Annotated in this window: 13 protein-coding genes; 7 read left to right on the top strand and 6 right to left on the bottom strand. The window is 45.3% G+C overall.

Annotation, left to right across the window (positions count from 1 at the left end):
• Window positions 1–22 precede the first annotated feature (22 nt).
• A complete protein-coding gene (locus tag BMX44_RS08360; RefSeq protein WP_090631452.1) occupies window positions 23–757 on the bottom strand; it encodes an RNA methyltransferase in 735 nt (244 codons plus the stop codon).
• Window positions 758–1,338: 581 nt separating this feature from the next.
• On the opposite strand from BMX44_RS08360, the gene BMX44_RS08355 reads away from it, so the two are divergent.
• Window positions 1,339–3,552 carry a RelA/SpoT family protein gene (locus BMX44_RS08355; protein WP_090631158.1) on the top strand — a complete coding sequence of 738 codons (2,214 nt, stop codon included), beginning with the start codon at window positions 1,339–1,341 and terminating at the stop codon, window positions 3,550–3,552.
• A gap of 106 nt (window positions 3,553–3,658) precedes the next feature.
• On the opposite strand, the gene BMX44_RS08350 is transcribed toward BMX44_RS08355, so the two are convergent.
• From BMX44_RS08350 to BMX44_RS16805, 5 genes are all read right to left on the bottom strand, one after another.
• A complete protein-coding gene (locus BMX44_RS08350; protein ID WP_090631155.1) occupies window positions 3,659–4,291 on the bottom strand; it encodes a cell wall hydrolase in 633 nt (210 codons plus the stop codon).
• Between the two features lie 133 nt (window positions 4,292–4,424).
• Window positions 4,425–5,228, bottom strand: a complete 804-nt coding sequence (locus tag BMX44_RS08345; RefSeq protein WP_177167713.1) for an OmpA family protein — start codon at window positions 5,226–5,228, stop codon at window positions 4,425–4,427.
• Window positions 5,229–5,297: 69 nt separating this feature from the next.
• Complete coding sequence (locus BMX44_RS08340; protein WP_090631150.1) at window positions 5,298–5,705, bottom strand: DUF4398 domain-containing protein; 408 nt, start codon at window positions 5,703–5,705, stop codon at window positions 5,298–5,300.
• A gap of 51 nt (window positions 5,706–5,756) precedes the next feature.
• Entirely contained in the window at window positions 5,757–5,975 is a 219-nt protein-coding gene (locus tag BMX44_RS08335; protein ID WP_090631147.1) for a hypothetical protein, read from the bottom strand.
• A gap of 210 nt (window positions 5,976–6,185) precedes the next feature.
• Window positions 6,186–6,335 carry a hypothetical protein gene (locus BMX44_RS16805; RefSeq protein ID WP_177167712.1) on the bottom strand — a complete coding sequence of 50 codons (150 nt, stop codon included), beginning with the start codon at window positions 6,333–6,335 and terminating at the stop codon, window positions 6,186–6,188.
• Window positions 6,336–6,577: 242 nt separating this feature from the next.
• On the opposite strand from BMX44_RS16805, the gene BMX44_RS08330 reads away from it, so the two are divergent.
• The 6 genes from BMX44_RS08330 to tnpB form a co-directional block, all read left to right on the top strand.
• Entirely contained in the window at window positions 6,578–8,221 is a 1,644-nt protein-coding gene (locus BMX44_RS08330) for a S10 family peptidase (protein ID WP_090631144.1), read from the top strand.
• Window positions 8,222–8,662: 441 nt separating this feature from the next.
• The gene (locus BMX44_RS08325) at window positions 8,663–9,181 is read left to right on the top strand and encodes a hypothetical protein (RefSeq protein ID WP_090631141.1); all 519 of its coding nucleotides are present in this window, start codon (window positions 8,663–8,665) and stop codon (window positions 9,179–9,181) included.
• The gene (locus BMX44_RS08320) at window positions 9,156–10,061 is read left to right on the top strand and encodes a hypothetical protein (protein WP_090631138.1); all 906 of its coding nucleotides are present in this window, start codon (window positions 9,156–9,158) and stop codon (window positions 10,059–10,061) included. Before BMX44_RS08325 ends, BMX44_RS08320 begins: the two co-directional genes overlap by 26 nt.
• A gap of 21 nt (window positions 10,062–10,082) precedes the next feature.
• Window positions 10,083–10,544 (top strand): thiol-disulfide oxidoreductase DCC family protein, encoded by a 462-nt coding sequence (locus tag BMX44_RS08315; RefSeq protein ID WP_090631134.1) that lies wholly within the window; start codon window positions 10,083–10,085, stop codon window positions 10,542–10,544.
• Window positions 10,545–11,152: 608 nt separating this feature from the next.
• Window positions 11,153–11,449 carry an IS66 family insertion sequence element accessory protein TnpA gene (gene tnpA, locus BMX44_RS08310; RefSeq protein ID WP_090631131.1) on the top strand — a complete coding sequence of 99 codons (297 nt, stop codon included), beginning with the start codon at window positions 11,153–11,155 and terminating at the stop codon, window positions 11,447–11,449.
• Window positions 11,437–11,662 (top strand): IS66 family insertion sequence element accessory protein TnpB (gene tnpB, locus BMX44_RS08305; protein ID WP_143056906.1); only part of this gene is annotated, 226 nt, incomplete at its 3' end. The genes tnpA and tnpB, both read left to right, overlap by 13 nt.

The following is an 11,662-nucleotide window of genomic DNA, read 5'->3' as shown; positions in this document are numbered from 1 at the left end:
CGGAATCACAATTGCAGCGATGTTACGGTTTGCTGGATAAGTGCTTTTCAACAGCTTTTAGAATCCCGCGCAGTATATTGAGTTCCTCTCTTTCCAGCCGGGATCGCGCGTACAACCGGCGAAGGCGTTGCATTAGTTTCTTGGGTTGTTGCGGATTCAGAAAATCAACTCGGATCATGACCTGTTCGAGGTGATGGTAGAATAACTCGATTTCGTTCAGTGTGACCGGTTCCGTCTGCTTCGGTTTGGCGGGTTTGGCCTGCATCAGCGCCATGCGCAGTTCATACGCCATGACTTGCACTGCACTGGCCAGATTGAGTGAAGGGTAATCCGGATTGGTGGGGATAACAATCTTCACAGGACACTTACTGACTTCGACAGCTGTCAGTCCCGATGTTTCCGCCCCGAATACGAGCGCTACCGGATGGTACCTGGCATTTTCCAACAAAATTTCCGCACCGACGCGCGCATCGTAGGTTTCATGCTCGAGTTCGCGTGACCGTGACGTTAATGCTGCCGCAAATACTGTATCTTCCAACGCTTTGTCGATAGTGCTGCAGACTCTGGCCTGACCGAGTAAATCGCGGGCGCTGACCGCACGGATGTCGGCCTCTTTATCAGGAAAAGACACAGGGTTAACCAGATACAGCGAGCGCAGACCCATAGTTTTCATTGCGCGTGCCGCCGCGCCGATATTGCCAGCATGGCTTGTATGGCTGAGCACGATACGGATATTGTCTAGAGGAGATGCGTTCATTTTGCTGCCGATGATAAGGAATGACCGCGCATTGTTCAAGCAAAATCCGTTTTGCAGCACCGTTGGTCAGACAATTACCCTATGTCAGGAAGGGATCTTTGTGTTTTCAGTCATGTGACAAGTCGGCTGGCAAGTTGGCTATAATGGACCGGAGATACAAATTGAACACGCCGATATGGATTTCAGAGTTACGCTGACTGCTGCATCCTTGACTGTTGCCGAGGTTTCTTCTGGACCAATTGTTTCGGTGTAGGTGCTTGTGACTGGATCCATTGGAATGTTCTGCACAGTGCCTGGTGCCTTGGTTCTGAAAGTTTACAGCTACTTATGACACTGACCGGGTTAAAAACAAAGTTTTAAAATCAGGTGGCCTTATAAAATCGACATGGTCTCGGAATACTTGTGTATTTTGAATTATTAATTTCCAATTGGTTTTCAACACTGTCGACACCATTGTCATTCGCAGTGATCATTATCCTTTTGATGGCTGCACATATAGACGATCAAAATCAGTGAACATCTGACATGTCAATACTGTCTGCTGATACTAATAAACACGTTAACCACGCGATTCGATAGAAATGATTACTTCAACACATATCTCCACTGTCAGTGAGATTGAAACCACTTCCTGGTTTGAATCGATTGCGGCACAGTTCTCATCCGATGAACAGGCGATGATAAAGACTGCACTGGATTTTGTTTCGCAATACTATGACGGGCAATGCCTTTCATCGGGTGAACCGGTAATGCCGCATATGTTAGGAACGGCATCGATATTGGTCGCGTTGAAAGTCGATACGGATACTTTGATCGCAGGGATATTGCATGCGCTGCCGGATTATCTGGATGAATGCGTCATTCAACTGAAAGACGGTTTTAATCCAACGGTCGGGCACCTGGTGGAAGGTGTTGCGCGAATGGGGCGTATCGGCCATATCAAGACTTTGGGTGTCAAGGGTGATGCAGCCAAACAGATTTCGCAGGTCGAAGCGCTACGTAAAATGTTGCTGGCGATGGCAGAAGATATCCGTGTAGTCATTATTATGTTAGCCAGCCGCGCACAAACCATGCGCTATGTTGTTTCAACCGACATTTCCGGCCGTATGGATATTGCACTGAAAACAATGGATATTTTTGCACCTCTGGCCAACCGGCTTGGTCTATGGCAAATCAAATGGGAACTGGAGGATTTATCGTTTCGTATACTCGACCCGGCGCAATATAAAAAAATTGCCCGTTTGCTTGAAGAAACGCGCGTCAGCCGAGAACAGTATATTTCGTCACTTGTCGCGGAACTGAAAAATGCGTTGTTGCAGGCCGGTATCCGTGCCGTAGTGAACGGTCGCCCCAAGCATATTTACAGTATTCATAAAAAAATGAAACGCAAAAATCTGGATTTTAACCAGATTTACGACGCACGCGCGGTGCGTGTTCTGGTAGAGGATGTTTCAGATTGCTATGCGGCATTGGGCATCGTGCACAGCCTGTGGACACCCATTCCGAAAGAATTTGATGATTACATTGCCAGACCCAAGAGCAATGGATACCGTTCACTGCATACCGCTGTCACCGGCCTGGAGAGCAAAGTGGTGGAAATTCAGATCCGTACGCACGAAATGCACCGCTATTCAGAACTGGGTGTTGCCGCACACTGGCGTTACAAGGAAGGATCAACCCGTGACGCGCGCTATGAAGAAAAAATCGCCTGGTTGAGGCAGATTCTTGAATGGAAAGACGATGTTTCAGGCGGTGATGAATTGGCCGAACATTTTAAGACCGCGTTATTCGAGGATTCAGTTTATGTACTGACTCCGCAGGGTAATGTAATCGCTTTGCCAAAGGGTGCAACACCACTGGACTTTGCTTATCATGTGCATACCGATCTGGGACACCGGTGCCGTGGTGCGAAAGTCGATGGAACCATGGTGGCATTGAATTATCAGTTGAAAAACGCGCAGAAAGTGGAAATTCTCCCAGCCAAATCGGGTGGACCCAGCCGCGACTGGTTGAATGATGCGCTGGGTTATCTCAAAAGCACGCGTGCGCGAAACAAAGTCAGGCAATGGTTCAATCATCAGTCGTTCAAAACAACTCTGGCGCAGGGGCGCTCAATGGTGGAAAAACTGCTGCAGCGTTACGGTGCAACAGCAATGAGCCTGGACAAGCTTGCTGCTCAGTTCGATTTTTCACGTCAGAACGATTTTTTCGTGGCTGTCGCCAGGGGAGAAATCAGTCAGCGCCTACTTGAAGCGGCTCTGACTGATCGAAATTTGACCGCCACGACGCAATCAGATTCGTGGGTAGAAAAAAAAACAACGAAACATTCGGTGTCGCAGCATGCAAGCAATGATATTTACATCAATGGTGTCGGCGGGTTGCTAACGTTATTGGCAAAATGCTGTAAACCCGTCCCGCCCGATCCCATTGTTGGATTTGTAACCCGACACGGACGCGGTATTTCCATACATCGCCAGAATTGCCTGAATATGCCACAGTTATTGCAAAAAAATTCAGACCGCAAGGTTGATGCGGTTTGGGGGGCTGTCAATGACAGGGCCTTTTCAGTAGATGTAGAAGTCAGAGCGCATGATAGACAATGGCTATTGCGCGATATTTCTGAAATTCTATCGCGAGAGAGTGTAAACGCAACCGCTATGAATACCCAGACCAGCCGTGGAATGACAAACATTCAGCTAACCCTCGAAGTCAAGGAAATAAAACAATTAAGCCGGGTGCTGATTTTGGTGCAGGAACTTGCTGGTGTGACAGTGGCACGACGGAAAAACCAGTGAAAGCCCGGCTTGCGCAGGGCGAAATGAATTGTTCTACAATTAATACAACGCAAAGCGGTACGGCTTTTACCATGCTTTTTTGGTGAGCAAACAACTGCCTTATCGGCTATTTTGTATTGTCAGATTTGTAAAAAACATGTTCTCCGATTTCGGAGGTTTTGATAAATTCCATAGACCACTCTGGCTTAATATCCCGATGATGGAAAAATGTTGCACCGTGCGTATGATCTGTTAACTGCTGATTCAATGCTTTGCGAGCTATCTCCTTCGCAATTGTATAGGTTTCTTCGTCGGCTTCATCGGGACGTCCATCGCACCACCATGAAAACTGACACAATCCCTGTTCGTTACCTTGCTTGACAACTTTGCAGATTGTGTCGGGAAAATCACCTTGATTCAGTCTATTCATAACAACGCTTGCTATCGCTTCCATTTCTGTTGCCTGCTGCCCCCTGGCTTCCCAATAAATGGTGCGTGAAAGGCATGTAATCGCGTCATCCAGCGGTTCTTCACCATCCGGGTCGACTGCCTGTGCTTCATGTTTCGCAATAGTTCTGTGCGTTGCAGGGGATGATGCCTGATCATCCGTTGCAGCTTTCTGTTCCAGAATTTCTGCCTTGTTTTCGGCTCTTTCTGCGATCTCTGCAGTTTCCATTGTGTCTGGTCGATCACCGGCGGCTAATGCCGGATTTAACCCCAAAAACACTGCGACCAAAACACCCAAGCACTCGTGTGGCATATTTGATGTTTTTACGTATCAAGCAGAAACACAGACAGTCTTTTGATATTCGGCCAAGAAGATTTTGCTGCATCTCTGGTGCCGCCTGTCAATGATTGTTGGCGGCGTTGGAGATTTTCCGGTTGCCGATTGTTCAGCGTTTTAAAATCGGTTTGCCGTCTTCATTGGCTATAATGATTTCGACTCTTCTGTTTTGTTGTCTGCCGGATTCTGTCGTGTTAGGCGCGACAGGATAGGCTTCACCGAGACCGGCAACGCTGATACGGCGAGGGCTAACACCGTGCCTTACCAATGAACGCTGTACCGATTCGGCACGCTGCCTTGACAGTTTCTGATTGTATTCATTGCTGCCAACGCTGTCAGTAAAACCTTCAATCAACACAAATCGATTCGGGTAATTGTTGAGGTAATCGGCGATACGTGTGACAGTCATTTCGCCACCGGGTTGAAGTTCAGCACTGTTGAATTCAAAAAGGATGTTTTCCAGTGTCATGATAATGCCGCGCTCAGTTTGCTCTGCTTTTAGGGCTTGAAGCTGGGAAGCAAGTTTCAGTGCTTCGATTTTGGCGTCTTTGAGTTCGCTTGTTTTATTCTCGAGCATGAGTTGCTGGCGTTTTTCTTTCGCCTGTTCGGTTTCCTGTTCAATTTGTTTCAAGCGATGCCGTTCTTCGGCAATTTCAGTATTTTTGATTGAAACGAATGCATAATGGTCAATTAAGGTATGTGATTCGTTTTCATCCTGTAGTTTTCTTGCCTTTTCAAGTGCCTCCTTTGCATTCCCCATACGCTGCGCATCGGAATTCTGAATGCCTTCAATCATCAATGCTGATTTATATCTGTTTTCAGCATCAATCAAAGATTGGCTTGGCGGATTGCTGGCGCATGAGATCAAAAATACAGATAAGGGTAAAGTTAATAAACCGAACTTGAAATTCATAATATCCTCCCGCTGTCTTTGGCTTTTCAAGACCATTTCATTGAAAATGCATTACCTGGGACGCAATGGCTATTCATTCATTTCTTTTTCCAACGTTCTTAATCCCGTGTAAATTTCATCAAGCATTTCTTGTGCACGTGAACGAAATACTTTTGTTTCTGCTAACTCAGCGTGCAACTCAGATTCTTTGAGTAATCGAAGTGCTTTTTTGCGTTTACCATCATTGTCCGCTTTTCGTGCATCTTCAAACTTTTTTTGCGCTTCATAAAGTTCTGCTCCTGCTACTTTCCCAGCATGAAGATCTTCGGCTTCTTTAATTTGTTTTTGCACGCTGGCATAACGGCTCTCGCTGACAGGCGTGCTACCACAGGCCGCTAGCACGAGACATACCATGATTGTCGGAATATAGCTTGTCATGCCTGAAAATTGTTTTGATCCGTTGTCATTTGCGTTCTGATTATTGCGAAATATTTTCATCACAGCTTCTCCTCAGATGATTAACAAAAAAAGGTTTCTCAGCAAATTGATTCAGTAAATGACTGATCCTTCATTGATTTGTTTCTTGCGTTTCAGGTATTCCTCGCGGCTGATTATGCCGTCGCTGAATTCCCTCTCCAGTTCATCCAGTTGTCGCTTGTTTTGATATTCGTATGCGCCTCCGGCTGCGCCGGCACCTACCAGCACAGCACAGCCGGTGGTAGTACAGAGAGTCATCAGTATCAGCATTAGTTCGAATTTATTACTCATTGGGCTTTCTCCTTTATGAGCAAAAGTTGCATGTTAAAGCTGATTAAATATCGTTTGAAAACAGGTATATGTTTCCTATTGCCCACGATTGTTAATGTTCTGGCTACATAGCAAGCAATCCTTACGTTTTATATTAACCTATAACAGGTTGCATGAATTTGTAAAGAACATTGTAGCCGGTATTATCGCTGGCTCTGGCACTATGGCGGGTCATTTGCCTAATTTGATGTCTTTTATGTGGACCGATTCCAGTGCGTCGATTTTTTTGGCATTGATCATTTCATCCAGTATTTTCTTTACATCCGCAATACTGGCCTTCGACAGGTTGACATCTAATTCAACTGTAACCTCAACTTTCATATGTTCTCCGCAAAAAGTGTTTAATTCATTGTAATATAAATAATCATTGACTAACCAAAGTGACTGTCAGCTGTGATCTGTTGAAGACTGAAATCACAACACCGGATCATTCATATAACAAAAACACAGACAAAACAAGTTTTATTCGTGTTTTAATGCGGGTAATAGAAAGCTTTAAAGTAGGAATTCATACAATTGGCTTTATTTATCATTTCATTTGGAAATGACCGCGGAAAGATGCCATGACATACAAAAGCGACAATGTGAAAAGAAAAGGGCCTGAGTTGTATCTTAACCGGTTGTGGTGTATGGGGAAAAAAGCTATTGCCTGGGGTTGTTTTGTTCTGGCAACAGTCACAGTGCATGCGACTGTAAACGATTCGGCGCAGGCGGAATCCAAGGATAAAGCGCGTGCATTTGATGATTCAATCCGTTCAGTGACCTCGCATATCCTGAAAACAGAAACATCAGAAATTGTTTATTCAGCCACTGCAACTTCACTCACAATTTATGACCGTCAGTCCCGGCCAGCTGGAAAAATTTTTTATGTGGCGTACAAGCAGGAAAAACTGAACGGAAAAGAACGGCCATTAACATTTGTATTTAATGGTGGTCCGGGTGCCGCTTCCGCTTATCTGCATCTAGGTGCGCTGGGCCCCAAGCGCGTTGTTTTCGACAAGGGCGGTGTGATTGCGCCCCCTCCAGCACGCATAGCGGATAATCCGGAAAGCTGGCTGACATTTACAGACCTTGTTTTCGTCGATCCTATTGGAACAGGATACAGCCGAAGGGCTAAACAGGCTGGCAGCAATGGGCGTAATTCTGCTAAACGTTCTACAGAATCAGGTTCTTCCGGCCAATCGCATTCACGTCAGCGAGTCTGGGGAGTTGAAGAAGACTCAGATATACTGTCGCGGTTTATACGCACCTACCTGACAGAGGAAAGTCGCTGGTTATCTCCTGTTTATCTGGTAGGTGAGAGTTATGGTGGTTTCAGGGTTGCGCGCCTGTCCAGGCAACTGCAATCCGGATTCGGCATTGCGCCAAGCGGAGTGATACTGATTTCGCCAGTAATGGATTTCGGTTTTCTGCTGGGCAATGATCGCAGTCTCTGGCCATGGGTGTCTCTGCTGCCAAGCTATGCTGCTGCTGCCGCCATCCATCAGCAAAACGGACAACTGGTCGACTATCAGGCTGACAATCCGCGCGCTTCTCTTGCAGATGTAGAGCGTTTTGCAATGACTGAATATCTGGCCGGTCTGGCAGGTGGGGTCAACAGGCCGGCCTGGATTGAGCAGGCTGGCAATTTTGCGGGTTTGGATCGGGATATCTTGTTGCGAAACCACGGACGTGTGCGATCCGGGCGTTTTGTTAAAGCATTACTTGCTGACAGACGCCGGTTGCTGAGTTTGTATGATGCATCAATTACGCTGCTCGATCCAAGACCGGACGTACAGTCTGATGTCGGACGGGATTTTTATCTGGATCAGCTCAATGTACCGCTGATATCTGCAATGAATCACTATATTCGTGAAAATTTAAATTTTAAGGTTGCTGTACCCTACCTGCTGCTGAACAAGCAGGTATCCAGATCCTGGAACTGGCGTTCTGGAATTCATGGTCAGCAGGGTTTTGCAGAAGCGGTTTCGGATTTAAAGCTGGCAATGAGTATGAATCCCGATATGCAGGTATTGATTATGCATGGCGTATTTGATCTGGTAACGCCTTTTTTCGCGTCTGCAATAATAATTAATCAGATGGCGCTGGATACACAACTGGTTGATAATGTAAAACTCAGAGTCTACCATGGTGGACATATGCCTTATTTGCACAAACGTTCCCTTGAAGCCATGTTCAAGGATGCGCAACGATTGTATCGCCGGTAGTTATAAGTTTTTTGATTGTGAAACGATCAATCAAACTGTGCAATGGTCCAGTTAAAATATGTTCTGAGACTTTTGTGCGAGATTCTGAGTCAGAAAGTATTGCCGTTCGCATCCTTTCGACCGATAAAGGTTTATCCACTTCGTCAAAACAATTGCCATATAAATTGGTATAATCGATACAGTCTTTTAAAATCACGGAATCAATCTGGATTGCACTATCAACGATTCAGTTTCTCGAATAACACGCTGCCTGATTATTCGCAAATAATAATCGTCAGTTAATTCATAAGCCAATATCTTACTTAAAACATTTCCGTTTAGCTACTTTCCTCTTTGGCGGCTCATCCCAAAAAACATGGGTCACTCCGGACAGTTCTTATGCAGTATTTAGTTGCCTCTTTACAAATAACTGGTTATTCCCAATTTTAGTTTATCAGCACTATGAAAAAAATTGATAAGGTGTTGCTATGGGTGACACCACTCATTGCTATTCTGGTTGCCGTCAACCAGTTTTATCGTGTGCACAGCTTTGATTTGTCCACCTGGCAAGGTGGCGGTTTTGGAATGTTTTCATCCGTAGATACGATTGATTCACGTTTCTTCAAGGTTTATTTGAATGTCGGTCTTGAAACCATTCCGGTACAACTCAAAGATGCATTCGGCGTACCGGCCACCGTCGCGCGCGCTGAACCTACCGAGGAAAACCTGGAAAATCTTGCGCGGCAGATTTATCAGGCTAACTGGATTCATTCGGGAACATTTACTTCAGATCCACATAAGCAAGATAATTATCGCCCGGTTCTGGTCTTCATTCACAAAGCACATATTGAAGATACAGATGAGCCGGTCAACATCGAAGGTGTTGTATTAGAGTTATGGAAGACCCGATTTAACAGTAAAACCAACACTATTAAAACATACAAATTTACCGAATATGCCTACCCAAACAACCCATCCTGAGGCCATCAGTTTAAAAGCTTTTCTGCATCGTTTAACCACGATGCAACCTTTGGACATCATACCGTTGCTGGTTTTATTCATCTTGCTGTTTTACGGTTATAACACCTGGTTCGCCAAGATTGCCACCATGTTTCTGGCCATAACCGCATTACTTTACCGTGAATTATTACGTGATCCCCGCTATTGGTTTGCGTTTGCCTGCATCAGCGGTTTTTCCATACTGTATCACTGGCATCCGGTTGATAACCACAAATTTCTTTTGAGTTATGTCACGATCATGCTGTTTTGCGCATTCGCCGCCTCGCCAGCCAACCAGTTGAGGATCATATCGGGCAATGCACGTTTACTGATTATATTGCTGATGGGTATGTCTGTTTTTTGGAAGCTCTATTCCAGCGACCCTTACCTTGACGGTTCATTTTTTGAATATACTTTCATCGCCGATGAACGCTTTGATGTATTCCTCGGTTTTTTTGGCCTTGACATGAAACAACTGGCCAGTAACCACGTGGCCGCTTTTAATCTGAAACAGGCCTACCTTGACCAGGATTTGAGTTCCATCGAAGTCTATTCTCCGCCATTGCTGAAAAACCTGGCGTGGTTAATTGGTTGGTGGGTCGTTATTATCGAACTGGTCATTGCAGTTTTTTTCATGTTCCGCACGCCGTTAATGGATAAGCTGGGGCATTGGTCGCTTTTATTGTTTATTGTGACCACTTATGTGCCTGCACCTGTCTATGGCTTCGGGTGGACACTCAGTGTGCTGGGGTATGCCGTCAGTCAGACATACTGGAAAAACTACGGCCGCTTGTATCTGATGTGTATACTACTGCTGATTATTTATCAGATTCCCTGGCGTATGGTAATGCCGATTTATTAGAAATACCGGCAAATCATTCATATGACAGTAAAAATCCCCAATAACGCCCAATTATTCGAACACCCGCTGGTATTGTTTGATGGTATCTGTAATCTATGTGATCACACCGTACGATTTATCATCAAACGTGACCGGAATGAAGTATTTCGTTTTATCCCGTTACAATCGGCACTTGGCAAGGCATTATTAGCCCACTTCGGTTTTCCGCCGAATTACCGTGACAGTTTCGTGTTCATTGACAATGGTCGCCCCTGTATCAAAAGCACCGCTTTTATCCAAATCAGTAAGAAACTGCAAATGCCTTGGCCGTTATTTTCATTGACTATTATAGTTCCACGAATCCTGCGCGATTATATCTACAATAAAATCGGACAGAATCGCTATAATTGGTTCGGCCAACATGATTACTGTGAGACACAACCTGCAGAAATGAGTCAGCACTTTCTGACCGAGCTGCCCCAGGAGTACACGGATTTGCGATGAATTATCAACACAAATCCCGGTAAAATATTTTTACCAGAATTTGTGTTGATATAATATATCCTAAAACATTGATGGCCAGCTTTGCACAACAAATACACTTCTTGCGCTCGCCATGTTTGCCTTGCGTGCATGTGCAATGGATAAGATGCTAAGTGGCATCAATTTGCCGCATATTTGAGGAATGGGAGCGGATATTACATGGGATTAGCGATAATATATTTTGGGAAACACCTGCTCCTGAATTCTGACCCAATATCTATTAATCAATGATTCCTTCGAATACTGCTTTCTTATTGCCATCTTCAACCTCCTGTTAAGATTATTATCTCTTAACCAGGTTTTCCGGGTTTATTAAACCACGTCATTCAACAGCTTGACAGCGTTAATAATACTCACTTTTCCTTGTGAGACTTTAGCAATCACATCTACAGTGAGCTGGGCTTTTGAATCCATAATAATCATCCTTTGTGACCTCCGAATAAACACAATGGAATATTCAGAAAATCACTGATCAAATAGATCCGTCAATTGTAACCGTCCGACCCCGCCATCTATAAATTAGAATCAGATGCTGTTTATCCTCGGGCATTTTCAAAGGAGGATGAGCGATGACAACACAGGAACAACAGTTACGTCATATCAGGGCGTGGCAGTCGAGCGGGTTGTCGCAGACGTCTTATTGTCGCAAGCATGGCCTGAACAGCAAGACTTTTGGAAACTGGCTGCGTACTTACCGGAGAACGCAATTGCGTAGTCAACCGGGATCAATGGTACCGGTGACGATTACACCAGCTGTGCCGGTTACAGATTACTTGAGGCTGCGTTGTTCAGGCGGTCATACACTCGAAGTACCGGCGAATGTATCGCCGCAATGGCTGGGCGAATTGTTGAAATGTCTGGACTGATTGCTCATGTTGGACAAATCTGGATGGTCGTTGAGCCGGTGGATATGCGCCGGGGCATTGATGGTTTATCGATGATTGTACAGCAGACGTTAGGCCATTCACCCTGTGCGGGTTCTGCGTTTGTTTTTTGTAATCGCGCCAGGAATCGTATCAAGGTACTGTTATGGGATGGTACGGTCGTCTGGCTGAGTCATCGCCGTTTACATCAGGGCC

The sequence above is a fragment of the Nitrosomonas marina genome, assembly GCF_900110145.1.
Taxonomy (GTDB): Bacteria; Pseudomonadota; Gammaproteobacteria; order Burkholderiales; family Nitrosomonadaceae; genus Nitrosomonas; species Nitrosomonas marina.
Note: the sequence above shows the minus strand (reverse complement) of the source record. Positions and strands in the feature narration are given on the sequence as shown.

Excerpts from the sequence above, each read along its gene's own strand:
- BMX44_RS08360 (WP_090631452.1), bottom strand. The coding sequence starts at position 757 with ATGAACGCATCTCCTCTAGACAATATCCGTATCGTGCTCAGCCATACA.
- BMX44_RS08355 (WP_090631158.1), top strand. The coding sequence starts at position 1,339 with ATGATTACTTCAACACATATCTCCACTGTCAGTGAGATTGAAACCACT.
- BMX44_RS08350 (WP_090631155.1), bottom strand. The coding sequence starts at position 4,291 with ATGCCACACGAGTGCTTGGGTGTTTTGGTCGCAGTGTTTTTGGGGTTA.
- BMX44_RS08345 (WP_177167713.1), bottom strand. The coding sequence starts at position 5,228 with ATGAATTTCAAGTTCGGTTTATTAACTTTACCCTTATCTGTATTTTTG.
- BMX44_RS08340 (WP_090631150.1), bottom strand. The coding sequence starts at position 5,705 with ATGAAAATATTTCGCAATAATCAGAACGCAAATGACAACGGATCAAAA.
- BMX44_RS08335 (WP_090631147.1), bottom strand. The coding sequence starts at position 5,975 with ATGAGTAATAAATTCGAACTAATGCTGATACTGATGACTCTCTGTACT.
- BMX44_RS16805 (WP_177167712.1), bottom strand. The coding sequence starts at position 6,335 with ATGAAAGTTGAGGTTACAGTTGAATTAGATGTCAACCTGTCGAAGGCC.
- BMX44_RS08330 (WP_090631144.1), top strand. The coding sequence starts at position 6,578 with ATGACATACAAAAGCGACAATGTGAAAAGAAAAGGGCCTGAGTTGTAT.
- BMX44_RS08325 (WP_090631141.1), top strand. The coding sequence starts at position 8,663 with ATGAAAAAAATTGATAAGGTGTTGCTATGGGTGACACCACTCATTGCT.
- BMX44_RS08320 (WP_090631138.1), top strand. The coding sequence starts at position 9,156 with ATGCCTACCCAAACAACCCATCCTGAGGCCATCAGTTTAAAAGCTTTT.
- BMX44_RS08315 (WP_090631134.1), top strand. The coding sequence starts at position 10,083 with ATGACAGTAAAAATCCCCAATAACGCCCAATTATTCGAACACCCGCTG.
- tnpA (WP_090631131.1), top strand. The coding sequence starts at position 11,153 with ATGACAACACAGGAACAACAGTTACGTCATATCAGGGCGTGGCAGTCG.